The sequence below is a fragment of the Corallococcus sp. AS-1-12 genome (assembly GCF_020036995.1).
Lineage (GTDB): Bacteria > Myxococcota > Myxococcia > Myxococcales > Myxococcaceae > Corallococcus.
This window is the reverse complement of the sequence record NZ_JAIQDD010000003.1, coordinates 128,335-153,412: the sequence shown is the minus strand read 5'-3', so window position 1 is coordinate 153,412 and position 25,078 is coordinate 128,335. Positions and strand designations below refer to the sequence as shown.

At 70.0% G+C, this 25,078-nt stretch carries 23 protein-coding genes; 18 read left to right on the top strand and 5 right to left on the bottom strand.

The window, feature by feature from the left end; all coding sequences use genetic code 11:
* Positions 1–100 precede the first annotated feature (100 nt).
* Both K8556_RS05475 and K8556_RS05470 read left to right on the top strand, forming a co-directional pair.
* Positions 101–1,042, top strand: coding sequence for a 3-hydroxyacyl-CoA dehydrogenase family protein (locus tag K8556_RS05475; RefSeq protein WP_223738948.1), 942 nt, complete (start codon positions 101–103; stop codon positions 1,040–1,042).
* A complete protein-coding gene (locus K8556_RS05470; RefSeq protein ID WP_223738947.1) occupies positions 1,039–1,638 on the top strand; it encodes a hypothetical protein in 600 nt (199 codons plus the stop codon). Before K8556_RS05475 ends, K8556_RS05470 begins: the two co-directional genes overlap by 4 nt.
* 68 nt (positions 1,639–1,706) lie before the next feature.
* On the opposite strand, the gene K8556_RS05465 is transcribed toward K8556_RS05470, so the two are convergent.
* Entirely contained in the window at positions 1,707–4,814 is a 3,108-nt protein-coding gene (locus K8556_RS05465; protein WP_223738946.1) for an efflux RND transporter permease subunit, read from the bottom strand.
* 21 nt (positions 4,815–4,835) lie between these two features.
* Entirely contained in the window at positions 4,836–5,993 is a 1,158-nt protein-coding gene (locus K8556_RS05460; RefSeq protein WP_223738945.1) for an efflux RND transporter periplasmic adaptor subunit, read from the bottom strand.
* Between the two features lie 467 nt (positions 5,994–6,460).
* Between K8556_RS05460 and K8556_RS05455 the strand changes: the two genes are divergently transcribed.
* From K8556_RS05455 to K8556_RS39410, 11 genes are all read left to right on the top strand, one after another.
* Positions 6,461–6,724: a hypothetical protein gene (locus tag K8556_RS05455; RefSeq protein ID WP_223738944.1), complete on the top strand. Its 264-nt coding sequence runs from the start codon at positions 6,461–6,463 to the stop codon at positions 6,722–6,724.
* Between the two features lie 11 nt (positions 6,725–6,735).
* Complete coding sequence (locus K8556_RS05450) at positions 6,736–7,245, top strand: phage holin family protein (protein WP_223738943.1); 510 nt, start codon at positions 6,736–6,738, stop codon at positions 7,243–7,245.
* Positions 7,191–8,141 (top strand): hypothetical protein, encoded by a 951-nt coding sequence (locus K8556_RS05445; protein WP_223738942.1) that lies wholly within the window; start codon positions 7,191–7,193, stop codon positions 8,139–8,141. The genes K8556_RS05450 and K8556_RS05445 overlap by 55 nt, the downstream gene beginning before the upstream one ends.
* A 135-nt stretch (positions 8,142–8,276) precedes the next feature.
* Positions 8,277–9,044 carry a zinc-dependent metalloprotease gene (locus K8556_RS05440; protein ID WP_223738941.1) on the top strand — a complete coding sequence of 256 codons (768 nt, stop codon included), beginning with the start codon at positions 8,277–8,279 and terminating at the stop codon, positions 9,042–9,044.
* A gap of 123 nt (positions 9,045–9,167) precedes the next feature.
* The gene (locus K8556_RS05435; protein ID WP_370639894.1) at positions 9,168–9,323 is read left to right on the top strand and encodes a DUF2378 family protein; all 156 of its coding nucleotides are present in this window, start codon (positions 9,168–9,170) and stop codon (positions 9,321–9,323) included.
* Between the two features lie 306 nt (positions 9,324–9,629).
* Positions 9,630–10,451: an ABC transporter ATP-binding protein gene (locus K8556_RS05430; RefSeq protein WP_223738940.1), complete on the top strand. Its 822-nt coding sequence runs from the start codon at positions 9,630–9,632 to the stop codon at positions 10,449–10,451.
* Positions 10,448–11,257, top strand: coding sequence for an ABC transporter permease (locus K8556_RS05425; protein ID WP_223738939.1), 810 nt, complete (start codon positions 10,448–10,450; stop codon positions 11,255–11,257). Before K8556_RS05430 ends, K8556_RS05425 begins: the two co-directional genes overlap by 4 nt.
* Positions 11,244–12,494 carry an aminotransferase class I/II-fold pyridoxal phosphate-dependent enzyme gene (locus tag K8556_RS05420; protein WP_223738938.1) on the top strand — a complete coding sequence of 417 codons (1,251 nt, stop codon included), beginning with the start codon at positions 11,244–11,246 and terminating at the stop codon, positions 12,492–12,494. Before K8556_RS05425 ends, K8556_RS05420 begins: the two co-directional genes overlap by 14 nt.
* The gene (locus K8556_RS05415; protein ID WP_223738937.1) at positions 12,491–13,402 is read left to right on the top strand and encodes a nucleotidyltransferase domain-containing protein; all 912 of its coding nucleotides are present in this window, start codon (positions 12,491–12,493) and stop codon (positions 13,400–13,402) included. Before K8556_RS05420 ends, K8556_RS05415 begins: the two co-directional genes overlap by 4 nt.
* Positions 13,399–15,087 carry an alpha-amylase family glycosyl hydrolase gene (locus K8556_RS05410; protein WP_223738936.1) on the top strand — a complete coding sequence of 563 codons (1,689 nt, stop codon included), beginning with the start codon at positions 13,399–13,401 and terminating at the stop codon, positions 15,085–15,087. The genes K8556_RS05415 and K8556_RS05410 overlap by 4 nt, the downstream gene beginning before the upstream one ends.
* Positions 15,084–16,073: a nucleoside-diphosphate kinase gene (locus K8556_RS39410; protein ID WP_304503934.1), complete on the top strand. Its 990-nt coding sequence runs from the start codon at positions 15,084–15,086 to the stop codon at positions 16,071–16,073. Before K8556_RS05410 ends, K8556_RS39410 begins: the two co-directional genes overlap by 4 nt.
* 5 nt (positions 16,074–16,078) lie before the next feature.
* Here the strand turns inward: K8556_RS39410 and K8556_RS05395 are convergent, their stop codons facing one another.
* A complete protein-coding gene (locus tag K8556_RS05395) occupies positions 16,079–16,867 on the bottom strand; it encodes a hypothetical protein (protein ID WP_223738935.1) in 789 nt (262 codons plus the stop codon).
* 176 nt (positions 16,868–17,043) lie between these two features.
* Between K8556_RS05395 and K8556_RS05390 the strand changes: the two genes are divergently transcribed.
* The 3 genes from K8556_RS05390 to K8556_RS05380 are packed head-to-tail and all read left to right on the top strand — an operon-like array spanning position 17,044 to position 21,084.
* Positions 17,044–19,695: a PEP-utilizing enzyme gene (locus K8556_RS05390; RefSeq protein ID WP_223738934.1), complete on the top strand. Its 2,652-nt coding sequence runs from the start codon at positions 17,044–17,046 to the stop codon at positions 19,693–19,695.
* Complete coding sequence (locus tag K8556_RS05385; protein WP_223738933.1) at positions 19,688–20,317, top strand: gamma-glutamyl-gamma-aminobutyrate hydrolase family protein; 630 nt, start codon at positions 19,688–19,690, stop codon at positions 20,315–20,317. The genes K8556_RS05390 and K8556_RS05385 overlap by 8 nt, the downstream gene beginning before the upstream one ends.
* A complete protein-coding gene (locus K8556_RS05380) occupies positions 20,314–21,084 on the top strand; it encodes a phosphocholine cytidylyltransferase family protein (protein ID WP_223738932.1) in 771 nt (256 codons plus the stop codon). The genes K8556_RS05385 and K8556_RS05380 overlap by 4 nt, the downstream gene beginning before the upstream one ends.
* On the opposite strand, the gene K8556_RS05375 is transcribed toward K8556_RS05380, so the two are convergent.
* Positions 21,077–21,592: a hypothetical protein gene (locus K8556_RS05375; protein WP_223738931.1), complete on the bottom strand. Its 516-nt coding sequence runs from the start codon at positions 21,590–21,592 to the stop codon at positions 21,077–21,079. The genes K8556_RS05380 and K8556_RS05375 overlap by 8 nt on opposite strands.
* Positions 21,593–21,762: 170 nt before the next feature.
* Between K8556_RS05375 and K8556_RS39405 the strand changes: the two genes are divergently transcribed.
* Positions 21,763–22,920: a M57 family metalloprotease gene (locus K8556_RS39405; protein ID WP_304503933.1), complete on the top strand. Its 1,158-nt coding sequence runs from the start codon at positions 21,763–21,765 to the stop codon at positions 22,918–22,920.
* A gap of 313 nt (positions 22,921–23,233) precedes the next feature.
* Positions 23,234–23,764 carry a hypothetical protein gene (locus tag K8556_RS05360; RefSeq protein WP_223738930.1) on the top strand — a complete coding sequence of 177 codons (531 nt, stop codon included), beginning with the start codon at positions 23,234–23,236 and terminating at the stop codon, positions 23,762–23,764.
* 9 nt (positions 23,765–23,773) lie between these two features.
* Here the strand turns inward: K8556_RS05360 and K8556_RS05355 are convergent, their stop codons facing one another.
* Positions 23,774–25,021 (bottom strand): sterol desaturase family protein, encoded by a 1,248-nt coding sequence (locus K8556_RS05355; RefSeq protein ID WP_223738929.1) that lies wholly within the window; start codon positions 25,019–25,021, stop codon positions 23,774–23,776.
* Positions 25,022–25,078: the final 57 nt, after the last annotated feature.

Below are 25,078 nucleotides of genomic sequence, written 5' to 3'. Positions count from 1 at the left end.
GCGTCACGCATGCGCCCTGGACAATTGCAGCCACCATTCAAGGGATTGCCACGCGAGCGGCGGGCGGCCACGCTCGCGCCGCATGGGACACAAGCGGCTGATGAGGATTGGCGTTGTCGGCGGCGGGGCCATGGGGTGCGGCATCGCACTCGAGCTCGCCCTTGCCGGCAGGCAGGTGGTGCTCTTCAACAGGCAGTCGGAGAGCAGCGAGGCGGCGCGCGTGAAGCTGGAGCGCGACGCCGCGCTGCTGGTGGACACGGGGATGCTCCGCGCGGAGCAACGCACCGCCGCGCTCGCGCGCATCCATCGCACCACGGTGCTCGCGGAGGCCGCCGTGGACCAGGACCTGGTCATCGAATCCATCCCCGAGGACCTGGCGCTCAAACAGCAACTCTTCAAGGAATTGGACCGGCTCGCGTCACCGGACACCCTGCTCGCCACCAACACCACCGCGCTGAGCGTGACTGCCATTGCCCGCGACTGCGCGCACCCCGAGCGGGTGCTCTCCGCGCACTACTACCTGCCCGCGCACCTGGTGCCGCTGGTGGACGTCATCCCCGGTGAGAAGACGTCCCCCGAAGCGGTGGAGACGGTGCGGCGCTTCCTCGAGGAGCTGGGCAAGTCGCCCGTGGTCTTCGCGAGGGACGTGCCGGGCTCGGTGGGCCCGCGACTGCAGCAGGCGCTCATCGGCGAAGCCTTTCGAATCGTGCAGGAGGGCGTGGCCACGCCGGAGATGGTGGACCGCGTGCTCACCCAGGGCATCGGGAGGCGCCTGGGCGCCTCGGGCATCTTCGACCGGCTGGACCTCGTGGGGCTGGACTTCATCACCGGCGTCCTGCGCGGCTCGGGGCGCCCGGTGCCGCCCGTGCTCGCCCAGAAGGTGGACCAGGGCGAGCTGGGACTGAAGACGGGCCAGGGCTTCTATCCATGGACGCCGGACAGCGCCGCCGCCTTCGAGGAGCGCATGGCCCGCCACCTCATCACGCAACTGCGCGAGGACCGGGCCGCGGGCCGCCTCCCCCCGCCGGAGTCCGGCGAATGAGCGCCGACGTCGTGCTCGTGGACCCCGCGGCGCTGTCGGACTTCGTCGCGGACGCCATCCGGGAGTACACGGCGTGCACGCCGGAACTCCCGCCGCGAAGCTGGGCGGTGCTGCTGGGGCGCTTCACGGACGACGCGATGCACGTGGAGCGCGTGGGCTTCGCCACCAACATCCGCGAGACGGACGACACCGTGCTCCAGGAGTTCGAAGCGGCCATCATCCCCCGCTTCGGCGCCTGCTACGCCAACGGCAGGCGCGGCTTCTGGTGTGAGCCCCGCGAGCTGCTGCGCATCACCGCCGAGGCCGAGGCCGAGGGGCTGGAGGTGCTCGGCTCCATCCACCTGCACCCGGACTGGCACCGCATCGGTCCGCCCCACGAGCGCGGCCTGCGCGTCAGCCAGGAGCCCACGCCCATGGACCAGCACCTGTTCCAGGGCAGCGGCTGGCCGCTCAACATGATCCTCTATCTGGAGCGGAGAGAGGGCAGGCTCTACCACTCGCTCGGAGCGTGGGCCCCGCCGTCCGACGCGGAGTCCGGCGCGGGCTGCCGCGCGCTCGCCATCCGGATGCGCACTCCGGAAGCAGGTGTGGCGTAGCCACGCCCGTCGGCGCCGAGGAGTCCCACCACGACCCTCCCCGGCGCTCTGGACCCGCCAGCCGGCGCCTACGCCGCGGCGTCAGGCGCCTGCTGGAGCTCCGGGGCTTCGCTGGCCGCCACGGTGCGCGTCTTGGCGATGAGCAGGTAGATGGCCGGCACGAAGTAGAGGGTGAAGAGCGTGCCCAGCGCCATGCCCGTCACCAGCACGAGCCCGATGCTGTTGCGCGCCGCCGCGCCCGGCCCCGACACCAGGACGAGCGGGAAGTGACCCGCCACCGTGGCCACCGTCGTCATCAGGATGGGACGGAGCCGCTCCGCCGCCGCCTCCTTCACCGCCTCCAGCTTCGAGCGGCCCTCCTCCTGGAGGCGGTTGGCGAAGTCCACGATGAGGATGCCGTTCTTCGCGATGAGCCCCACCAGCGTCACCAGCCCCACCTGTGAGTAGATGTTGAGCGTGGTGGTGAAGCTGTCCGTGAAGTACGGCATCATCGGGTTCGGCATCCGCAGGAACGTGGTCACCAGCGCGCCGAAGAGCGCCAGCGGCACCGACCCGGCGAGGATGATGAGCGGATCCCGGAAGCTGTTGAACTGGGCCGCGAGCACCAGGAAGATCAACACCACCGCCAGCCCGAACGCCGGGGCGAACGAGTCGCCTTCCAGGCGGAGCTGCCGGGACTCGCCCGTGTAGTCGATGCGGTAGCCCGCGGGCAGGATGCGCGCGGCCTCGGTCTCCAGGAAGGTGAGCGCCTCGTCCAGCGGACGGATGGCCACGCCGCTGAGCTTCACGGCGTTGAGCTGCTGGAAGCGGTTGAGCGACCGGGGCGCCACCTTGTCCTGGAGGGACGCGATGGCCGACAGGGCCACGAGCTTGCCGTCCGGACCGGTGACGTGGAGGTCCTTGAGCTGCTCCGGCGTGAGACGCGAGGTCCGCAGCACCTGCGGGATGACCTTGTAGCTGCGGCCCGCGATGTTGAACCGGTTGACGTAGTTGCCGCCCACGGCGGACCCCAGGTCCTGTCCCACGGTCCCCAGGTTCAGGCCCAACTGCGCCACCTTCTCGCGGTCCACCTCCAGCTCCGACTGGGGCTGGTCCAGCTTCACGTCGATGATGGGCGGGAAGGCGAACATCCCGCTCTGCGTCGCCTTCTCCTGGAGCTGCTGCGCGAAGCCCAGCAGCTCGTCCGCCTCCGCCGTGGAGGCGATGACGAACTCCACCGGGAAGTTGCCGCCGCCCGGCAGCGCGGGGGGCTGGAGCGTGAACGTCTGGACCGCCGGAAGCGTGCTCACCCGCGCCTGCGCCTCCGCCAGCACCTGCGCCGTGGTCCGCTTGCGCTCCTTGAACGGCTTCAGCACCAGGCCCCAGAAGCCGTTGCTTGGCTGCACGATCTGGAAGTTGAAGCGGGACTCCGGCATCTCCATCAACAGCTCGCTCGTCCGCGTCACGGACGGCTTGAGCTGATCCAGGGTCGAGTTGGACGGCGTGCTGACGATGCCGATGACGAAGTCCTGGTCCTCCACGGGCGCCAGCTCCCGGGGTGACTGGCTGAACATCATCAGGGCGAGCACGCTCAGGAAGATCCACGCCGCGTAGACGGGACCGCGCACGAGCAGCGAGCTGTCCAGGGAGCGGGCATACGCGGCCCGCAGGCGCTCGAAGCCGCGGTTGATGATGCCCGCGAGCCCCTTGTCCTCGTGGCCCGCCTTCAGGAGCACGGAGGACATCATCGGGGAGAGCGTCAGCGCCACCACGCCGGACAGGGCCACCGCGCCGGCCAACGTGAGCGCGAACTCACGGAACAGCGAGCCCGTGAGCCCGCCCTGGAAGGCGATGGGCGCGTACACCGCGGCGAGCGTGAGCGTCATCGCGATGATGGGCCCCACCAGCTCGCGCGCGCTCCGGAGGGCGGCCTCCACCGGGCGCAGTCCGTTGCGCAGGTGGCGCTCCACGTTCTCCACCACGACGATGGCGTCGTCCACCACCAGGCCCACCGACAGCACCACCGCGAGCAGGGTGAGCAGGTTCACCGTGAAGCCGAACACCTGCATCAGGAACACCGTGCCGATGAGCGACACCGGGATGGCCACCACCGGCACCAGGATGGAACGCACGGAGCCCAGGAACAGGAAGATGACCACCACCACGATGAGCAGCGTCTCCCCCAGCGTGCTCACCACCTCGTCGATGGCGTTCTGGATGTAGTCCGTGCCGTCGAAGGCGACGCCGCCGTGGATCTGCTCGGGCAGGTCCTTCTGGAGCGAGTCCATCTCCTTGCGGATGCGCTGCATGACGTCCAGCGAGTTGGCGTTGGGCAGCGACCAGATGCCGACGAACACCGCCGTCTTCCCGTTGAGCGTCACGTCCGTGTCGTAGTCCTCGGCGCCGAGCACCACGTCCGCCACGTCCGACAGCCGCACCACCGCGCCGCCATCCTTGCGGACGATGAGCTGCTTGAACTCCTCCACCGAGCGCAGGCCCGTGTTCGCCGTGAGGTTCACCTGGACGAGCGAGCCCTTCGTCTGGCCCACGGCGGCGAGCGTGTTGTTGGTGGCGAGCGCCTGACGGACCTGGATGGGGCTGACGTTGAGCGCGGCCATCTGGTCCGGCTTCATCCACACCCGCATGGCGAACGTCCGCGCCCCGAGGATGTCCGCGCGCTGCACGCCCTCCACCGAGGACAACCGGGGCTGCACCACGCGCACCAGGTAGTCGGACAGCTCGTTCTGCTCGAGGAAGTCCGAGGTGAAGTTGAGGTACGCGACGGCGAACTGGCTGTCCGCCGACTCGATGCTCAACACGGGGACCTGGGACTCCGGAGGCAGGTCTCCGCGCACCTGGTCGACCTTGGCGCTGATTTCACTCAAGGCGCGGTTGGCGTCGTAGTTGAGCTTGAGCCGGGCGCGGATGATGGAGATGTTCTGCGAGCTCGTGGACTCGACGTAGTCGATGCCGTCCGCCGCGGCGATGACGCGCTCCAGCGGCGTGGTGATGAAGCCACGGACGAGCTCCGCGTTGGCGCCGACGTAGACCGTGGTGACGGTGATGTCGGCGTTCTCGCTGCGCGGGTACTGCCGCACGTTGAGCGAGCGCAGGGCCTGCAGGCCCGCGATGATGATGATGAGGTTGACGACCAGCGCCACGACGGGCCGCCGGATGAACAGGTCGGTGAATTTCATGGGTTCGCCTTCCTGCGTCCCTTACGGGTTCACCGGCTGGGGAGCGACCTCGGTGGGCGGCGCCAGCGCGTTGTTCACGACGACCGCCGCGCCGTTCTTCAGCTTGAAGACGCCGCTGCTGACCACGGTCTGCCCGGGCTTCAGGCCGGACGTCACCGCGACGTAGTCCCCCCGGCGCTCTCCCAGCCGCACGAACTGCTGCCGCGCCAGAAGGGCCGTCTTGCCCGCCGCGTCCTTGCCCTCGGACAGGGTGAACACCGAGTCACCGTAGGGGGCGAAGAGCACGGCGGTGGCGGGGATGGCCACCACCTGCTCGCTGGCGTCGGAGAGCACCTCCACGCTGGCGAACATGCCAGGCAGGAGCCGCCCGTCCGCGTTGGGCACGGTGGCGCGCATGCGCACGTTGCGGGAGGACAGCTCCACCTCCGGGTTGATGGTGGTGAGGTCCCCCTCCCAGGACTCGCCCGGGAAGACGTCGACGCGCAGGCGCACCTTCTGGCCCTGCTTCACCTGGGCCAGCGCCTGCTGGGGCAGTTGGAACTCCACGATGGCCGGGGTGGAGGACTGGAGGGACGCGATGGGGTTGCCCGGGGAGACGAGCTGCCCCAGCTCCACCTGGCGGATGCCGATGCGGCCATCGAAGGGCGCGCGGATGGTCTTCTTGGCGATGAGGGACTTCAGGTGGGCCACCGCCGCGGCGGACTGGAGCGCTCGCGCGCGGACGGCGTCCAGGTCCGACTGGGTGTTGGCGCCCTGGGCATGGAGCTTCTCGGCGCGCTCGCGGGTCAGCCGCGCGAGCTCCGCGTCGGCCTCGGCGCCGGCCAACTGGGCCTGCTCGCTGGAGGTGTCGAGCTGGACGAGCACCTGGCCCTTCTTCACCGAGGCGCCGTTCTCGAAGCGGATGTCGGTGACGACGCCCGGCAGCTCCGCGCTCAGGGTCACGCCCCGGAGCGCCATCACGGTGCCGACGGCGCTGCGCGTCCCCTGCCAGCCGAAGGACTGCGCCTGGGCGGACGTCACGGACTCGGGAGGCGGCACGAAGGTCTCACCGGCGCTGATCATCGACATGATCTGGCCCGCCTTGACGGCGGCGAGCCCCGCGAAGACCCCGAGCAGCAGCAGCACGCCGAGGATCCACCGCTTGAGGCGGCTGGCGCGGGGCGGTGAGGAGAGAGGCACTTCGGGAGCATTCGCATGCATCGTGGGCACCCACGGGCTGCCGGCGGCAGCCGTGTCAGGGAATGCGCCGCCCTCTAGCCGAACCGCTGTGCGTTTGCGCCCTTGAAAATCTGTTCAGGTTGTGACCACTCCCTGGGTTGGCTTCGCGCGCGAAAAAGTCGGGCGAGGATGTGACCCGGCCGTTAATGGCGCGCGCTGGCGCAGGCTGCTGCGCTCGGAGCCACGGGGCATCGTACATGCGTCCAGCCCCCCAGGCCCGATGCCGACCCGGAGCAGCAGCGGTGAGACACACCCCGTCTCACCCGGGCGCGCTATTCCCTGGCTGTCTTCGTGAAGCGCGTCCGCCATTCCGCCTGCTCCACGACCAGCGCCTGCCGCCCTCACGGCAGGACATGGCTGATTGCATCGCTTCATGTGCAGTCGTTCAACGGCACACATGAGCCAATCACGTCAGGGGAGGTTGCGACATGGGCAGCATCATCGAGGAAGAACGCCTCAACGGCTTCGCGAAGCAGCTCGAGTCCATCTCCGGCCAGGGGGACACGCAGTTGCCCCAGCAGCTCATCGGCGGCGCCGTGGGCTTCGTGCGCAAGGCATCCGACACGCTGGAGCAGAACTCGACGGAGGAGCTGCTGCGGCAGGCGCAGACGCGGATGCGCGAGCGCCCGGGGGTGGCGCTGGCGGGGTGCGCGCTGCTCGGCTTCGTCGCCGCTCGATTCCTGAAGGCGTGAGGGGGATGGACATGGATCCCTCATCCTCACGCGCTCGTGGTCAATACATGGGGCTGGACGCGGACGACGTGCGGGCCCGCCCCCGGTCGGAAGGCTTCCGTGACACGGACGGACTGGGCGAGCAGTCGCTTGGGACCATCGTGTCCGAGTTCCTCGAGCAGGGCCGGCACCTGCTTCGAGCGGAGTTCAGGCTCGCGCGCACGGAGATGCGCTCCGAGGCGAAGAAGGCGGCGGCGGGTGGCGGCATGCTCGCGGCGGGAGGCGTGGTGCTCCTCCTGGGCGCCATGGCGCTGGTGGCCTTCCTGGTCATCGCGTTCGCGCAGGTGATGCCGCTGTGGGCCAGCGCGCTGCTGGTGACCGTGCTGCTCATCGCCTCGGGGGCGGGCATCGCCGCCGTGGGAGCGAAACGACTCAAGGCGGTCCACGCACCGCGCAAGACCATCCAGACCCTCAAGGAGGACAGCCAATGGGCGAGCACGACGATGCGCTCCGCGAAATCGCAGATGCACGGGCACGCATGAGCGTGCTGGCGGATGAGCTCGGCCGCCGCGCGAACCCCGAGCTGCTGAAGGCCCGCGCGAAGGAGTTCGCGCTCGAGAAGAAGGAAGAGGTGACGGAGCACGCGAAGCAGCTCGCCGCGGAGAAGCGCGAGGAGCTGAAACAGCAGGCCCGCGAGAAGGTGCTCGACTGGAAATCCCACGCCAAGGAGAAGGCGATGCGCAAGACGTATGAATGGACGGATGAGGCCACCCACACGCCACGAGGACTGGGGCTGCTGGGCGCGCTGCTGGGGGCCGGGGTCGGCTCCATGTTGATGAAGCGGGCGTTCCGCTCGCGCATCGAGGAGCGCGAATACCGGGTCCGCGAGTATGAGCGGATTCCGGTGGGCCCTGGCCGAGAGCGCGTCCCCCTCTACGAGGCCGAGCGCGAGTACTACGGCGCCTACGAAGCCGGCCGGGTCATCCCCGTGCCTGGATACACCACGCGCGAGGAGTCCAGCGGAGGCGAGGGCATGCACCTCAAGGACCGCGCGAGCGAGGCGCTGCACACGGCGAGGGAGACCGTGGGGAGCACCACGGAGAACGTGAAGGACCGGGTGAGCAGCGCCGCGGACACCGTGCGCGGCCGGGTCCACGACGCGGCGGACGCCATGCGAAGCCAGGCCTCGCACCTGCGTGAGCGCGTGCCGTCGCCCCAGGCGCTCCGGGGACGCACCTCGCAGTGGTACGACCGGGCGCTCGAGGAGCAGCCCCTGGCGCTCGCGCTCGGCGCGGTGGCCCTGGGCATGCTGGCCGCGAGCCTGCTGCCGGTGACGGACAAGGAGCGCCTGCTCCCTCCCGGGCCCGAACCTTCGGGCCCGGGAGACAGGCCCCCTGAAACATTGTCGTGTATCAGCGGACCTTTCCACACTCGCTAGCTAGGTTCACTTAGCGATAATTTCTCGTTTTGTTGGATTGTACGATTCAAACCCTCTAAAACAGCGACAGTCCACCCGGTGGTCCCGCGGTGGGACCGGGAGCTGGGCTGATCCACGCCAAGAGGGGCGACGAACATGTTCAAGAAGGCTGCTGTCGTCGTGGTGAGCTGTGGTGCGTTGCTGACGGCCTGCGGTGGCGCTCCGCAGAGCGAGAACGAGGAGATTGTCTCCAACCTCGTCGAGGCGGGCTTCCCGGCCAACGACATCATGGTCGTCGACGGCGCGGTGTACGTGGGGCGTGACGCGCACGTGAGCCTGGAGGCCTCGCGGGAGATGCTCCAGGCCGACGCGCGGACCGCGGAGCAGTACCGGACGACCAACCTCGTCGGCACCAGCGTGACGAAGATCTGCGTCGTTCCCACCAGCCAGTTCAACAGCTACAGCCGGCTCAGCGAGGGGCTCGACCTGGCCATCGAGAACTACAACAGCCAGGGGCTGCGCATCACCTTCGCGCGCGGGTCGGCGTCCGACTGCACCGCGACCATCTCCGCGAAGACCACGAGCGGCACCGGCGGCTCGGCCGGGTTCCCCAAGGGCGGCAAGCCCTACGGCACCATCAACATCGGCACCGGTCTGCAGAGCTACAGCGTGGACGTGAACGAGCACGTCATCACCCACGAGCTGGGCCACACCATCGGCTTCCGCCACTCGGACTACTACGACCGCTCCATCAGTTGCGGCAGCGGTGGTGACGAGGGCGCGTCCAACGTGGGCGCCATCCACATCCCGGGAACGCCGACCACGGCCACGCGGGGCGGCTCGGTGATGAACTCCTGCTTCAGCTCGAACGAAAGCGGCGAGTGGACCAGCTCTGACCGCACGGCGCTGGACTACCTCTACTGAGCGTCGGCTCGCCGCGGGAACTTCACCCCGCGCGCGAGTGCATCGCGGCCCCAATCCAGGGATGCTTCCACGCGTCCGCCCCGCCCTGGGGCGGACGCCTGGAAATCGGCGTCAGAGCACACACTGCTGGGCAAGGCGCGTGAGTGCAACGGCAACCCGGGCTACCACATGGGCACCATCGAAGCAGGGCTGACCCGGGCCGGCGCGAGTACCATCCGCGTGGAGCCGTTCGACTTCAACGGCCACGCGTGCTCCTACCGCGTGCGCTGGGATTCGTGACCGCAAGATAAGACATCCCAGTCACGCTGACAGGAGGACGTGAGGGATTGGGAAAGGCTCTCAACAAAGCCTCCCTGACGAGTACAGCCGCATCATGTTCGACGCGGACCGCTGACGCCGGATGTCAGACCGCGTCTGTAGAAGGTCATCCTGACGATGACCGACAAAATCACCTTTCCTGAACAAGCAGCATTTCAGGATCCAATCAAAACACCTGGGCGTCTTCGTCAGTCCATGGGGTCCGCGAAAGGAACCGCCCTGCTCTCTGCGGAGCGGCTTTCCTTCGCCTTCCCCCAGGGGGCGCCCGTGCTCCGCGAGGTCTCCCTTCACTTGAAGGGGGGCGCGTCCGTGGGGCTGCTCGGCGCCAATGGCGCGGGCAAGACGACTTTGCTGGGGGCGATCACCGGCACCGTGCGGGGAACGACGGGCGGCTCGGTGCGGCTCGACGTGGGTGGGCTTCACGCCCGCCGCGCCATCGGGTTCGCGACGCAGGCCATCGCGCTCTATCCCGTGCTCACGGTGGAGGAGAACGTCGGGCACCTGGCCCGGCTGTTGTTGGGACGCGCGGAAGCCAAGGCCGCCATCGCGCGGACCCTGGAGGAGTTCGCGCTGGGTCCCATCGCATGCACGCGCGTGCATCACCTGTCGGGTGGGCAGCGGCGGCTCGTGCACCTGGCCGCGAGCTTCGTCCATGCGCCCCCCATCCGGTTGCTGGATGAGCCCACCGTCGCGCTCGACTTCGAGGCGCGCCAACTGGTGGTCCGCCGGGTGCGCGCGTGGCGTGAAGAGGGCGCAGCGGTGCTCGTCACCGCGCACTACCCCGAGGACATCGAGGAGCTGTCCACGGAGCTGGTGCTGCTGCGGGACGGGAAGACCCGCGACCTGGGGGAGCTGGGCACCGTGCTGTCGAACCAGACGCGCACCCTGTCGCTGCGTGGCGCGCGTCCCGATGCTTCGTGGGAGCTCACGCTCGCCACCAGCAGCCTGGAGGAGGTCCGCTCGAAGCTGGGCGAGGTCCCCTCCGATGTCCACCTGTCCGAGCTGCGCCTGTCCGGCAACCGGCTCCGCGACATCCTGCTGAGGGACCCATCCCTGAGCGCCTTCGCTCGGGAGCCGGAAGGGCCATGAATCAAGACATCGCTTCCAGTGCCCCCTCCGCGCCCAGCGGCGTGGCGGGTTTTGTCAACGGGGTGCGCTGCTACGCGCTGACGGAGTGGCGGGTGCTCGCTCGCGAGCGCACGGCCATGGTGTTCATCTTCATCCTGCCCGCCGTGCTCTCCGCCATCCTGGGCCCCGGTGTGTCGGGGCTCGACGCGGCCCCGGGCGCCATGGGCCGGGCCACCATCGGCTTCGCGGTGATGTTCAGCTACATGGTGGTGACCTACTCCGGTCACGCGTTCTACCGGGACTTCTGGTACCACACCCACGGCAGGCAGGCGCTGATCCGCCCCTCCCGGCTCGCGTTCGCCATGGGCAAGGTGCTGCCCGCTTGCGCGATGTCGTTCGTGCAACTGCTGCTCTTCACGGGCTTCGCGGCGGCGTTCCTGGGCCTGCCGCTGAACGGCAACGTCCTCCAGGTGGCCCTCACCGGCGCGGCGCTGGTGACGAGCGGCTCCGCCCTGGGCTTCCTCCTCTTCGCCATCACGCGCAGCACCGCCACGCTCTCCAACCTCTCCTACCTGGTGCTGGTGACGTTCAGCGCGGTGGGTGGCGCCATCGTCGCCACCGAAGCCCTGCCAGGTTGGTCTCGCACGCTCGGCTACGCCACGCCGCACTACTGGGCCCTGCGTGCGCTCAACGAAGCCACCTTCGGCCCGGGCCGCTGGAGCGTCGTGCTCCAGAGCACCGCCGTCATCCTCACCTTCACCGCTGTCTGCGCGACCGCCGCGAGCCTGGCGTTCGACTTCCGGGATGCAAAACATGACACGACCTGAACAAGACACCGCGGGCCGCCCTCGGGCGCCCGTCATCCAGCGGCTGCTCGCGGACCCGCGCGTCGCGCAGGCCCGCCTGGGCAAGCGCATTGGCCGCCTCCCCTACTTCACGCGGGTGGAGTCGGCCACCGGCCCCATCACCCGCATGGAGGGCCGGGACATCCTCAACTTCGGCTCCAACAACTACCTGGGGCTCGCGAACGACCCTCGCGTCATCGCCGCCGCGCAGGAGGCCTCCGCCCGCTGGGGCGCGGGCGTGACGGGCTCGCGCCTGCTCAACGGCAACCTGGCGCTCCACGAGGAGCTGGAGGACGCCCTGCGGCGCTTCTATGGCCGCACCGGCGCCATGGTGTTCTCCACCGGCTACGGCGCCAACCTGGGCCTGATGAGCTCGCTGCTGGGCCGCAATGACCGCGCCTGGGTGGACGAGGAGATGCACGCCTCCGTCCTGGACGGCGTGTGGCTGGCGCGCGCGACCATGAAGCGCTTCGGCCACAACGACCCGGAGCACCTGCTGGCCCAGGCGAAGGAGGACACCACCTCCGGACTCTGTGTCGTGGAGGGCGTCTACTCCATGCGCGGAGACCGGGCCCCGCTGCGCCGGTTCCTGGAGGTGTGCCGCGAGACGCGGCTGGCGCTCGTCGTGGACGAGGCGCACGGCCTGGGCACCGTGGGCGCGCGCGGCCTGGGCACCGTGGAGGAGGACGGCGTCGTCCAGGACGCGGACTTCATCACCATCACCTTCTCCAAGAGCCTGGGCTCCTGCGGCGGCGCCATCATCGGGGACAAGGCGCAGATTGAGGCGCTGCGCGTCCTCACGCGGCCCTTCCTCTTCACCGCCGCCAACACGCCGGCCTCCGTGGCCGCGGCGCTGGCCGCCCTGCGCATCCTCCATGAGGACCCGGGGCTGGTGGCCCAACTGAAGGAGCGGGTGCGCTCGCTGCGCGAGGCGCTGGTGGAGCGCGGGCTGCGGCCCATCCCGTCCGACGGTCCCATCGTCAGCGTGGAGGTGGGCGCGGACTTCGACACGCTCCAGGCATGGAGGCTGCTGTGGAACCGGGGCATCTACGCCAACCCGGTCATCCACCCGGCCGTCCCCGCGGGCCACGGCCTGCTGCGCCTGAGCGTGATGCGGACGCATGAGGAGCAGATGGTGCGCACCGTCGCGGACGCGTGCGCGGACGTTTTCTCGGACTTGCAGTTGTCCCATGAGGGACGCGGGAAGGTGGCATCATGAAGCGCACGCATCAGCTCTCCAGTGGTCAACCGCTCACCCTGCAGACGCTTCGCGCCCACGGCGTGGACGTCGAGCGCATCCTGTCGGAGCTGGTCAGCGACCCCGCCTCGTGCGGCGTGCTGCTGACGGGCTCGCTCGCGGCCGGCAACGGCACGCCCAGCTCGGACGTGGACCTGATGGTGCTGGTCCCGCACCGCACGTCGCTCATCTCCACGAAGGAAGGGGTGCGCTTCAAGAACAGCCGCTTCAGCGAAGCGCTCCAGTACTGCGACGGCATCGAGGTCAACATCGAGCTGGCGGAGCGCGGCCGCGTCGCGGAGATCATGACGTGGATGACGGCCATCGCGCCGGCGCTCTACAAGCCGTCCGAGCTGAAGTTCATCCCCATCATCGACGGCCCCGAGCTGCGCTTCCTGCACCGGCTGCGCGCGGGCTTGCCGCTGATGAACCCGAGCCTGGTGGCGAGCTGGCGGGACGAGTTCCTGGTGGAGCTGCTGCCCACCTACCTCACCGTGCGGCACTTCATGGAGGTCCACGAGTACCTGGAGGACGCCATCAGCCACCGCGCCGTCAGCGAGGAGTCCAGCCGGCACGTAGCGCGCATCGCGGTGGAGGAGGCGCTGGTCTCCATCCTCGCGTCCCTGGGGGTGACGAGCGCGGCGCGCAAGTGGCTGCTCATCGAGTCGCGCAAGGCGATGGCCACCGCGGGCGAGGTGGACCGGGGGCTGCTCGAGGAAGGGCTCCAGTTGCACGCGGACTGCGCGACGGGCCCGCTGGGCGGATGCCTCACGCGCATCGAGGCGCTCCACCAGCGCATGGCCCAGCGCATGTCGGCGGAGCCGGAGCTGGCGCGCGCGGTGGAGTTCCTCCAGGGCAGCATCGACTACGTCCTCGAGCACCAGGGATGAGCCCCTCCGGAGACACGGCCCCCCCTGCCCGCGCCACCGCGAGGGCGCGGCTGGGGGACGCGCTGGGGCAGCTCTACGGGGCGGAGCGCGCGGAGGCGCTCGTCCGGGAGCTGGCCCAGGCGGCGGAGGGCGTCCGCGCTCGCCCGCAGCCCGGGCGCGCGGCGGTGGACGCGCGGCCCGCGGTCATCGCCGTGTATCCGGACCACGTGCTCGACGGGGGCATGGCTCCGCTCGCGGCGCTGCGGCGCTTCCTCCTCGAGGAGGTGGGCGGCGTGGGGCCGGCGCTGCTGCACGTGCTCCCGCCCTATGTGTCGGACGGGGATGACGGCTTCGCGGTGGTGGACCACCGGGCCGTCCATCCCCGCCTGGGGACCTGGGAGGACCTGGAGCGGCTGTCGGACGTCAGCGGCGGGCTGATGCTCGACCTGGTGATGAACCACGTGTCCACTTCCCATCCGGCGTTCCGGGACGTGCTGCGCGGGGAGGGACGGCCCGGGGACTTCCACCTCTTCTCCGAGCCTCGGGCCATCGAATGGGGCACGCGGGTGCGGACCTCCTCCATCCTCCAGCGCTTCGGCGAGGTCTGGGCGTGGTGCACGTATGGGCGGGCCCAGGTGGACCTGAACCACGGCTCGCCGGACGTCTTCCTGTCCATGGCGGGGACCCTGCTGCGGCTGGTGGAGGCGGGCGCGCGGGTCGTGCGCCTGGATGCCATTCCCCACGTGTGGAAGCGCGTCCCCGGAGGGCCGCACCAGCCGGAGGCCAAGCTGCTGGTGCGCGCGCTGCGCGCCGTGACTGACCTGGTGGATCCGTCCGTGCGCCTGCTCGCGGAGACGGACCACCGCACGGGAGAGCGGTGCTACCTGGGAGAAGCACTCGCGCAGCACGACAACCACCTCGCGGTGCCGCTGCTCGTCTTCGCGGCGGCGCTCGCGGGCGAGGGCGGTCCGCTGGTGGACTGGGTGAACGCGTCCGCGTCGGATGCTCACGGCCGTGACGGCTACGCGTTCCTCCAGACGCATGACGGCGTCCACCTGCGTCCCATGGACCCGCCGCTGGATGCCCCCACCCTGCGGCGGGTGATGGAGCGGCTGGAGCGCGCCGGGGTCCGGGTGTCCCACGCGGACGTGGGGGGCGAATCCCAGCCGTACGAGCTCAACAGCTCCCTGCATCGCATCTTCTCCACGGAGGCGGGGCTCGACGTCGAGCGCTACCTGGCCGCGCACGCGCTGCTCTTCGCGCTCCCCGCCACGCCCTGTCTCTACTTCCCCACGCTGTTCGGACTTCCGGACGCGGTGGGCGTCGAGCCCTCCAATCCCCGCGCGGCGAACCGTCACCGCTACTCGGATGAAGCCCTGCGTGCGTGGGTCCGTCAGCCGGTGCACGCGCGCATCCTGAAGTCCCTGCTGGGCCTCATCCGCCTGCGCGACCAGACGCCCGCGCTGCGGGAGGACAGCGGCTGCGAGGCGCGGCTGCCAGCCCCCCAGGTCCTGCACCTGGCGCGAAGCCATGGCCGTCAGCCCCTGCACGTGTTGGTGAACTTCGGCGCGGAGCCCGTGTCCGTCTCCGTGCCGCCGCGAAAGTGGAAGGACCTGCTCGGCGGGCGTGAGGGCCAGGGGGACGTCCTGCTCGCGCCCTCCGAAGCGCTGTGGCTCGTGGAAGCCGGGAGTGGAGACCTCACATGAGAAACACCGCCAGTGTGTCCGGCCTCGTGGAGGCCTTCGGCTCGCGTCCGGGGAGCGAGGAGTTCGTCTTCACGTTCTTCGACCCGTACGCCATCGGGCTCGGGCTCGCGGAGGAGGCGCTCGCGTTCCTGGAGCGCGAGGGCTTCCGCGCCGTGGACCGGCGCTTCGTCCAATACACGCAGAGCAGCATCGAGGCGGTGTACAGCCCCAACCGCCCCATCGCGCTCGACAAGACGTGGGCCGTGCCCAGCGAGGTGTACCTGCTGGAGTCCTCCTGCGCGCTCATCCTCCGCACCCCGAGCCGGTCGGCCTGCGCGGCGTTCAAGGCGCTCAAGGGGTCGGCGAATCCCCACAAGCGCGCACCGCACCACCTGCGAAGCCAGCTCCAGGCCCCGACGCGCGCGCTGAGCCTCATGCACTCCTCGGACGACACGCGCGCCATGATTGAAGAGGCCGCCACGGCCTTCGATCCCCGGGAGCTGCGCATGCTCCTGGAGTCGGAGGGACGCCCCACCCGGCGCGCGAGCTCCGCCATCCAGCAGCTCCCGGGGGCCGTCGTGGGGCGGGCGTGGCGGCCTTCGCCCATGGAGTTCCTGGTCCACCTCCGCCTGCGCCTCGCGGAGGAGGTGGAGCTCGTCGCGCCCCTGCCGGAAGAATTGGTCTCACCGTGGCGCGAGGCCGCGAACGAGCTGGAGGGGCTCCGCTCCGAGCCCTCGGCGTCCCGCGAGGTGTACCTGCGCGTGGTGGCCCGCGAGGCGGCGCTGGTGAACGACGCGGTCCAGGCGGGGCTCTCGCACCCACGCCGGCCCGGGATGTTCGACTACCGCGTGGAGCCGGCGCTCGTCGCCTCGGTGCTGGAGCTGCTCCACCACCCCGCGCTGTACCGCGAGACGGACCTCACGCGGATCATCGGTCCGCAGGGGGCGCTGGTCCGCAACGCCTACGAGCGCGTGCTCCTGCGCAGCGCGCTCCAGGAGTTCGAATGACCCCGTCACCCCGTCAGCGGTACGCGCTCCAGCACCCGGCTCTTGAGGATGAGGTCGTCGTGCGTGCGCAGGATGGAGAGCTCGGTCACGTCGAGCTCCACGAGGGTCGTCTCGCGGAAACGCCTCAGCACGTCGAAGAGCTCGTCCGCCTCGTGCACGTCCAGCTCGGAGTTGAAGCGCAGGTGGTCCATCAACTGGAGGCAGCCGATGTAGAAGCCCGGGTGGAGCGAGTGGCCCAGGCGCGTCTGGACCTCGGTGAGGTGGTCCACGGGGTTCGGGCCGTCCGTCAGCTCCGGGTAGACGGGGAAGTAGATGCGGCCGTTCTTCTTGCCCCAGAACCAGCCGCCCTTCACCTGGATGCGGAAGCGCGGGAAGCCCTCCAGCCGCTGCTTCACGAAGGGCACGATGTCCGCGATGGGCATCCGCTCGTGGAGTCCGTTGCAGATGGTGAAGTGGTGTCTGTATTTGCGCCGCTCGACGGTCTCCCAGGAGATCTTCCGCGCCGCGGCCGTCATCGCCACGGCGTTCATGAAGCGGTTGAACTGGGGGCTCTGCGCGAAGGCGCCGAAGTCCACGAAGCCCACCAGCGAGACGCGGGGCGCGCGGTAGGTGCCCAGCCAGTCGTAGCCGGCCTTGAGGTCGAACGGCACGACCTCCGGGTGGTCCGGCCGAACCAGCGGCAACTGCATCAAGCGGTACTCGTAGGAGAGGACATGGTCCTCGGACGGGCGGGGCTGAAGCTCATTGCCCGGGCGGCGGTACGCCAGCCGTTCATCCGTGGCGAAGGTTCTCATGCATCGAATCCACCACACGTGGGCAGAGGCCACAATGCGATGCCGCGCACGCGCCCTGCCCCACGTCCGCTCGTGCGAGGTCGCCCGTGATAGCCCTGGAACGCGAAGCCGCGACGCTTCGCCCCACCCCTCCGGTTGGAAGTCCTCCTGACTGCCGCATCCGTGGCGTCGGGCCCGTGCACGCGTCCATGCGGGCCTGGGCCGAGCGCGTGCTGGACACGCTCGCCCGGACGTATGACGGCGCGCCGCTGACGCTCGTGTTCAAGGGCACGGTGCTCCCGCGCCCGCGCCCCCTTCGCGTGCTGCTCCAGGAGTCCTCCGCCGTCATCGCGACCTGGCGGGGAGCGTGCCGCTTCATCGTCGGAAGGACCCAGGCGGTGCGTGAGGTGCTGGAGCGATGGGACCTGGACGAAGCGGTGGACCCGCTGGCCCGGATGGGTGACGTGGCGTGCTTCGAGCTGGAAGACGACGAGGTCTCCACCGAGCCCCAGGCCCCCGCGGGCCGGCTCGTGCTGGGGGACAAGGCGCGCACGCTCGACCTCCTGTCGGAGCTGCACGGGCCGTGGCGCATCTCCCGGCCGCACATCGTGCGGGGCGGTGACTGGGCCCGGGACCGGGACGCCGTGCTCCAGCGGGTGCGGGAGCGCTTCGGGGACGCGCGCGTCGTGGTGCGCTCCTCCTGCTCCGCGGAGGATGCGTGGAACGCGTCGAACGCGGGGCGCTTCCTCTCCGTGCTCGACGTGGACGCGGGCGATGCCGCGGCCGTGGCCAGCGCCATCTCGGACGTGTTCGAGTCATACGGTCCGGGGGCCCGGGAGGAGAAGGTCTTCCTCCAGTCCTACGTCCACCCCGTGAGCGAGAGCGGCGTGCTGATGGCGCGGCACCCGGAGACGCTGGCCTCCTACTGGGTGGTGGCGTCGGACGTCTCCAGCGGGCGCACGGATCAGATCACCTCCGGCGCCCTGGAGAAACCCTCCTCCGCGTACGTGGAGCACGCCGTGCCCCGGGGCCTGCTGCCGGATTCGCTCCGCCGCGTCGTCACCGTGGGGCGTGAGCTGGTGAAGCTCATTGGGGTGGAGGCGCTGGACATCGAGTTCGCGCTGGCGGGCGGTGACTTCCACCTCTTCCAGGTGCGCCCCATCGCCAAGGGCTCGTCGCTGCCGGAGGGAGGCGAGGTCCGCCGGGCGATGCTGCTGGCGGATGCCTGCAAGGCACACCAGGCGCTGCTGCGGCCCAAGGCCCCCGTCGTCGGAGACGGGCCCGTCTACAGCACGATGACGGACTGGAACCCGGCGGAGATGATTGGCCGGCGTCCGCTCCCGCTCGCACGGACGCTCTACGGCGGGCTCATCACGGACCGGACCTGGGCGGAGCAGCGCGCGGCCTACGGCTACCGGGACCTGCGCGGCACGCCCCTGCTGCGCGACTTCGCGGGGCACGCCTACGTGGACGTGCGCGCCTCGCTCAACTCCTTCATCCCGGCCGTCACCCCGGTGCGCGTGGCGGAGGTCCTGGTCTCCCAGCAGTTGGCCCGGCTCGCCAGCGCCCCCGAGCTGCACGACAAGGTGGAGTTCGAGATCGCGGACACGTGCGCGAGCCTCGGCCTGCGCGAGCGGCTTCGGAGGCTCTACGCGTCCTCGTTGGACGCGGGGGAGCTGGACGCCCTGGCCACCGCGCTGCGGGACATCACGCTCCACGGGCTTCGCGACCTGCCCGCGCAGGTGGAGCAGGTGGAGCAGCTCCGGGCCCATCCGTTCGCGCCGGGCTTCGAGGGCGGGCTCGGCCCCGTCCTCTCGCGCCTGCGCAAGCTGGGCACCCTGCCCTTCGCGCACCTGGCACGGACGGCGTTCGTGGTGACCGCGCTGCTCAAGAGCTTCGTGCGCGAGGGCGTGATGGATGCCAGCGAGCAGCGCGAAGTGCTCCAGCGCATCCGGACGGTGGCGGGGCAACTGCAAGCGGACGCGCACCGCGTGCGGCGGGGCGAGCTGGGCCTGGAGGCGCTCGTCGCGGAGTTCGGGCACCTGCGCCCGGGGACCTATGACATCCGGATGCCCCACTACGGCGCGGACCCGGAGCGCTACTTCGGCCCGCTCATCTCCGGAGCGGAGGAGCCGTTCAGGCACGAGGCGCCCCTGTCCCGGAGCCTCCACGAGCGCCTGGGCGCGGGCCTCCGGAGCGCCGGCCTGTCGATGACCAGCGAGGTGTTCCTCTCGCACCTGGGCGCGGGCATCGCGGGGCGCGAGTACGGCAAGCACGTCTTCACCAAGACGCTGAGTGGCGTGCTCGAACACCTGGCGGCGTGGGGCGAGCCGCTGGGGCTGGGCCGGGATGACCTGGCCCACCTGTCGCTGGAGCAGGTGGAGACCGCCCTGGCGCTGCCGCCGCTGGAGGCCCGGTCGTGGTGCCGCGACGCCGTGGAGGAGGCCCGCGAGCACGCCGCCGCCGTCAACCTCATCGAGCTGCCGGACATCCTGGTGCGCACGTCACACCTGCTCTTCCACGTGAGCAGCGGAGAGCAGCCCCTGTTCGTCACCAAGGCGTGCGTGCGAGCGCCGGTGCTGGTCGCGGACGGGCTGCCAGACCCGGAGCGCGTGCGCGGCAACATCGTGCTGCTGGAGCGCGCCGACCCCGGCTACGACGGGCTGCTCGCGCTGGGCGTCGCCGGCATCGTCACGGCGTACGGGGGCGCGAACTCGCACATGGCGGTGCGCTGCACCGAGCTGCAACTGCCCGCCGCCATCGGCGTGGGCCGGGAGCAGTTCCGGCGGCTGTCGGGGGGCCGGGTGATGACGCTGGACTGCGGGGGGCGCAGGCTCGTCCATGAGTGAGCGCCGCGTGGTCCTCATCACCCAGCGCAGCGACCGTGTGCCGGGGCGCCCGGAGGTGCGGGACGGACTCGAGGACTCCTGGGCCTCGGGCCTGTGGGAGGCCGGCTGGGTACCGTTCCCCGTGGTGAACGTGGCCGCCGCGGCCGTGGCCCAATTCGAGGCCCTGCGTCCGGGGCTCGTCATCCTGAGTGGAGGCAACGACGCGCCAGGCACCGGACCGGACTCCGTGTCCGCGCGCGACGAGACGGAGTCCATTCTCCTGTCGCTCGCCGCGCGGACGCGCACGCCGGTGCTGGGCGTGTGCCGGGGCGCGCAGATGCTCGCGCGCTTCGCGGGGATGCGGCTCGTGCCTGTTGAAGGCCACGTGCGCGTGCGCCACGTGCTGACGGGTCCACTCGCCAGGGCGTGGCGGGGCCCGGCGGAGGTGGCCAGCTTCCACCACTGGGGCGTGGCGGAGGACTCCATGCCTGAGGGATGGCACGTCCTGGCCCGCTCGGAGGACGGCGCGGTGGAGTCCTTCGCGAACCGGGAGCGGCGCTCGCTGGGCATCCTCTGGCACCCCGAGCGGGAGCCCCATCACCTTCACGCAGTCCTCGAATCCATGGAGGCGTACGAACCGTGAAAGCCATCATCCTCGCGGCGGGTCTGGGCACCCGCATGGGGCCGCTCGCGGCGAACCGGCCGAAGTGTCTGGTGGAGCTGGCGGGGGCCCCGCTGCTCGACCATCAACTGGCCGTCTACGCGCACTTCGGCGTGGACGTCACGGTGATGGCCGGCGCGTACCCCGAGCTGACCCGGGCGGGACGCAACGTGCGCGTCGTCGTGAACCCGGCCTACACCACCGGCAACATGGTCTCCACGCTGCGCTTCAGCCTGCCGGTGGTGTCCCGCACGGAGCCGGTCCTCGTCTCTTACGGGGACATCGTCTTCTCGTACGAGGTGCTGGCGCGGATGCTCGCCGCGTCGCGGGACATCGAAGTCGCCATCGACACGCAGTGGCGCCAGCTCTGGGAGCTGCGGATGGAGGACCCCACGACGGACTGCGAGTCCTTGCGCCTGGAAGGCGAGCGCATCGTGGACATCGGCGCGCGGGTGCGTTCGGTGGACGAGGTGCAGGGGCAATACATCGGCCTCTTGCGGTTCGGGCCCGGAGTCCTGCACGCGCTCCTGGAGCGCTTCGACCAGCGCGTGGCGATGGATCCGCGCTACTGGAACATCTCCATGACGGCCCTCCTCCAGGACCTCATCTCCGAGGGCGTGGCGGTCCACGCCGTGCGCATCGCCTCTGGCTGGCTGGAAGCGGACAACGCGGAGGACCTGCGCCGCTACACCGAGGCCCACGCGTCGGGAGCGCTGGCGGGGTTCTGGTCCCCCACGGCCATCAGATGAGGCGCACCCGGGGGTCCCCGGCGTCCTGGCGCAGGGAGAAGCCAGCGCGGTAGCGCTCCTGGATGTCGGGGACGGAGGTCAGCGCGCGGACGGCCGCGTCCCAGTCCGGCCAGGTGAGGTGCTCCGAGCGGACGGCGTCACGGAAGGGCGTGTCGTCCGTGAGGTGGAAGTGCACCTGGCCCACGTCCTGCCGGGGGCCCGCGTTGACGAGCACCGACGCGGGGGTCCGCTGCCGTGCTCCGGCGATGAGCGCGAAGAGGTCCGCGCGAAGCCCGGCGTGGCGCGGGTGCGCCAGGGCGAAGACGTCCGGCACGCCGCGCAGGGGGACGGCGATGTGGTGGAAGGTGCCGTAGACGGGGCGCGGGTGGCGGTAGATGGCGGCCTGCGCCGAGCGGTCCACGGAGGTGAGGGGCAGGAGCCGGTCCGCGTGCGCGAAGCCGAAGCGCACCAGGGAGCCGGAGGCAGGGGTGCGCGCCATCCGGAACGCAAGCTGTTTCAGGGTTGCCATGAACGTCCTTCGCTCGGGTGTCCGTCGACCGGAGCATGCCCTCGCGGTCTGACAGTCTGCTCTGGCACCCATGGCCAGGGCATCTAGATTGATTTTCTGCTATAACCCGTTTGCCTCGTTTTGCGCGTAGGCAACTGCAATTCATCCCTCTTACAAAGGACCTTCCCTTCATGTTCTCACGAAGCTTCGTCGTCGCGGCAGGGTGCATCGCGCTGGGCCTCGGGTGTGGCGAGCCCGCGGACGAGACGCAGGAGATCGTCGCCAACCTGATGGGTGCCGGGTTCCCTTCCAACGACATCATGGTGGTCGAGGGGAAGGTCTATGTCGGGCGTGACGCCGAGGTGACCCTGGAGGCCTCGCGCGAGATGCTCGCGACCGACACGACCACCGAGGAGCAGTACCGCACGAACAACGTCGTCAGCCCGGCCCTGACGAAGATCTGCGTCAACGGCTCGGCGTTCACCGGGGTGTTCAGCACGGCGCTGGACCTGGCCATCCAGAACTACGCGGAGATTCCGCTCACCTTCACCATGGCGCGCACGCCGAGCACCGGCTGCAGCTTCACCATCAACGCGGTCATCGACCCGAACATGAATGGCGGCGTGGCCGGGTTCCCGGCGAACGGCAACCCGTTCGGGCAGATCACCATCGGCGGCCAGCTCAGCCAGTACGGCGTCGACGTCATCGAGCACGTCATCACCCACGAGTTGGGCCACACCATCGGCTTCCGCCACTCGGACTACTACAACCGGGCCATCAGTTGCGGCTCCGGCGGCAATGAGGGTGACGCCGGTGTCGGGGCGATCCACATCCCGGGCACGCCGACCACGGCGAGCGTGGGGGCCTCCATCATGAACTCCTGCTTCCGCGCCGTGGAATCAGGCGAGTTCACCGACAGCGACCGCACCGCGCTGAGCGCCATGTATGCGGTGTCCGCCCCCAGCCTGGTCAGCGCCCTGGACCCGAATCGCTGCCTCGACGTGACCAACGGCAACCCCGCGCAGGGAACGCCCACCCAGCTCTGGGAGTGCAACGGCACGGCCGCGCAGCGGTGGAGCCTGACGCCCCAGGGAGAGCTGCGGAGCGGCCTGGCGTCCAATCTCTGTCTGGACGTCGCCAACGGCGATTCCACGCCGGGCACGCGCATCCAGATTTTTGGATGCAATGGCACGCCCGCCCAGCGGTGGACGGTGGTAGGCACCACGGTGCGCAGCGCCCTGGCCCCCAACCGCTGCCTGGATGTCGACAATGGCAGCACGGCGCTGGGAACCCGGATTCAGCTCTGGGAGTGCAACGGCACGAACGCCCAGAACTGGTACACGCGCTGAGCGCGGGCTCCAGGCGGTAGCAGCACCCGCGCGTCCGGGGAGGTGGCCTGAACGAGGCCCCCCGGGCGCGCGGCTCCGGGGCGACCCCAATGGCTATCTCTTCGGCACGTACCGCATCGACACCGCCCCCGAGCCGAACTCCAACCGGCTCACGAGCTTTTCGAGAGCCCCGCGAACAAGGTCGGTCCACGGAAAAGTCCGTTGCCCGGCTCCTGCTTGAGCCGCGGAATGGTCTTCTCCAGCGAGGCTGTCCACTGCCATTGGCAGCCGTGCGAAGACGACTTCCTCAAGAACGCCATGGTACTTGTGACCGATGACACCGGCGATCTCCTCCTCTGACTCCGACACGTGGCCTGACGTCATCCAGACGTGGCTCCGCGCGGGGCTCGCCGCGACGCTGCTCATGGCTCTGGCTTGTAAGGAGCCGGCCCGGGGCGCCAGCGCGGCGGAGCGGCTCAAGGCGGAGGCGACGCTTGTTGAATCGGCCCGGCTTGTCTCCTGCCAGGGAGACAAGGAGTTGGCGCGGATGCCCGAGCCCCTGTTGGCGCAGCTTCGGACCGCGTTGCCCCGGGCCACGGTTTCACGGGACCCGGCCCTGACGACGCCGCCTTGGGAGTCCATCCTGCTGGAGCTGAAGCTCCGCGACGGACAGGCGGTGTTCGGACAACTGGTGCGCGAGGACGTCCTCCGCCTGCGCGAGGAGCGCTGGTGCGGCGGGGGAACACAAGGCGTTGAGCTGCTTCTGACGGATGGCCCCTCGCTGCTCCCCTGGTTCCAGCAGCACCTGGGCCCCGCTCCGTCGAAAGAGCATCAGCTTCCGCCAGGGCCTCCCCCTCCTCCCTGACACGCGCGCTCAGCCTGGGAAGGGATTCGCCTGGGACCTCCGGCTGGCGGCCCCCCGAGCCACGCGCAGCCACACCAGCGAGACCATCAGCCACGCCGCCGTGAGCGCGCTCCACGTCTGGGGCGCGCTCGCCTGGACCAGCCACAGCGTCACGGCCACGCCCATCGCGAGCACCCGGGCCAGCTCCAAGGGCTCGCTCCAGGCCTTCGACTCCAGCATCCCGCTCCAGGCCGTCGCCATCGCCCAGAGCAGCAGGCTCAACGCGACCTTCTGCCACCCCGACAGCGGCGAGGCGTGGTGGCTCACCAGGAGCATGAACGGCATCGACGCGAACAACTGGAAGACGAGGTACCCGCGGACGCCAGGCAGCTCCCGCGAGTGGTACTTCACCTCCGCGCCCCCCTGCTTCCAGTACCCCAGCTCGCGAGGAGGAAGGTCCGCGGGCCGCCAGCCCGTGGGCATCACCCAGAGCCGCAGCCGGTCCCAGTGGCTCTTCGTGGCGACGGCGTCCGCGAAGAGCCGGGCCCACGCCTGGAAGTTGATGACCGTCGGGTCCCAGGTGTTCGCCGGGGTGGTCAGGCCGTAGGAGCACGGCTCGGTCTCCTCTTCATACGTGCCGAACATCCGGTCCCAGATGATGAGGAAGCCCGCGTAGTTCTTGTCGATGTACGCGTCGTTGCGAGCGTGGTGCACGCGATGGTGTGACGGCGTGTTCAGCCACGACTCCACCCACCGAGGGAGCTTGGGGATGACCCGCGTATGGGGGATGAACTGGAGCACCAGGTGGAAGGCCACCATCGCCAGCACGGCCTCCGGGGGAAAGCCCACCAGCACCAGCGGCCAGTAGAACAGGAACGAGAAGAGGCGCTGTGTCACGCTCGCGCGCAAGGCCACCGCGTAGTTGAGCTCCTCCGTGGAGTGGTGCGGCGAGTGGGCCGCCCAGCCGATGTTGGTGCGGTGCCCGAAGCGGTGGAACCAGTAGAAGAGGAAGTCGACGCCCAGGAAGAGCGCCACCAGCGACAGGGGCGACGATACGTCCAGCCTCCACGGCGCGAACTGCCCCAACTGCGTGAAGAGGGGCAGCACCAGCAGGGCCACCGCGACGTTGACGCACTGGTTCATCACCGCCGTGCCCATGCTCGCGATGGAGTCCTGGAAGCTGTAGTAGCCGTTGCGCCGCACCACGCACCAGGCGAACTCGGTCAGGGCCAGGGCAATGACGAAGGGCGTCGCCACGGCATAGACGTTGATGGACATGCCGCCGGTATATGGTTCCCGGCGCGGCCTGCGCCTTAACCCAGGTCAAGCCAGGGT

Coding starts and splice junctions, on each gene's coding strand:
- K8556_RS05475 (WP_223738948.1), top strand. CDS start 101: ATGAGGATTGGCGTTGTCGGCGGCGGGGCCATGGGGTGCGGCATCGCA.
- K8556_RS05470 (WP_223738947.1), top strand. CDS start 1,039: ATGAGCGCCGACGTCGTGCTCGTGGACCCCGCGGCGCTGTCGGACTTC.
- K8556_RS05465 (WP_223738946.1), bottom strand. CDS start 4,814: ATGAAATTCACCGACCTGTTCATCCGGCGGCCCGTCGTGGCGCTGGTC.
- K8556_RS05455 (WP_223738944.1), top strand. CDS start 6,461: ATGGGCAGCATCATCGAGGAAGAACGCCTCAACGGCTTCGCGAAGCAG.
- K8556_RS05450 (WP_223738943.1), top strand. CDS start 6,736: ATGGATCCCTCATCCTCACGCGCTCGTGGTCAATACATGGGGCTGGAC.
- K8556_RS05445 (WP_223738942.1), top strand. CDS start 7,191: ATGGGCGAGCACGACGATGCGCTCCGCGAAATCGCAGATGCACGGGCA.
- K8556_RS05440 (WP_223738941.1), top strand. CDS start 8,277: ATGTTCAAGAAGGCTGCTGTCGTCGTGGTGAGCTGTGGTGCGTTGCTG.
- K8556_RS05425 (WP_223738939.1), top strand. CDS start 10,448: ATGAATCAAGACATCGCTTCCAGTGCCCCCTCCGCGCCCAGCGGCGTG.
- K8556_RS05420 (WP_223738938.1), top strand. CDS start 11,244: ATGACACGACCTGAACAAGACACCGCGGGCCGCCCTCGGGCGCCCGTC.
- K8556_RS05415 (WP_223738937.1), top strand. CDS start 12,491: ATGAAGCGCACGCATCAGCTCTCCAGTGGTCAACCGCTCACCCTGCAG.
- K8556_RS05410 (WP_223738936.1), top strand. CDS start 13,399: ATGAGCCCCTCCGGAGACACGGCCCCCCCTGCCCGCGCCACCGCGAGG.
- K8556_RS39410 (WP_304503934.1), top strand. CDS start 15,084: ATGAGAAACACCGCCAGTGTGTCCGGCCTCGTGGAGGCCTTCGGCTCG.
- K8556_RS05395 (WP_223738935.1), bottom strand. CDS start 16,867: ATGAGAACCTTCGCCACGGATGAACGGCTGGCGTACCGCCGCCCGGGC.
- K8556_RS05385 (WP_223738933.1), top strand. CDS start 19,688: ATGAGTGAGCGCCGCGTGGTCCTCATCACCCAGCGCAGCGACCGTGTG.
- K8556_RS05375 (WP_223738931.1), bottom strand. CDS start 21,592: ATGGCAACCCTGAAACAGCTTGCGTTCCGGATGGCGCGCACCCCTGCC.
- K8556_RS39405 (WP_304503933.1), top strand. CDS start 21,763: ATGTTCTCACGAAGCTTCGTCGTCGCGGCAGGGTGCATCGCGCTGGGC.
- K8556_RS05360 (WP_223738930.1), top strand. CDS start 23,234: ATGACACCGGCGATCTCCTCCTCTGACTCCGACACGTGGCCTGACGTC.
- K8556_RS05355 (WP_223738929.1), bottom strand. CDS start 25,021: ATGTCCATCAACGTCTATGCCGTGGCGACGCCCTTCGTCATTGCCCTG.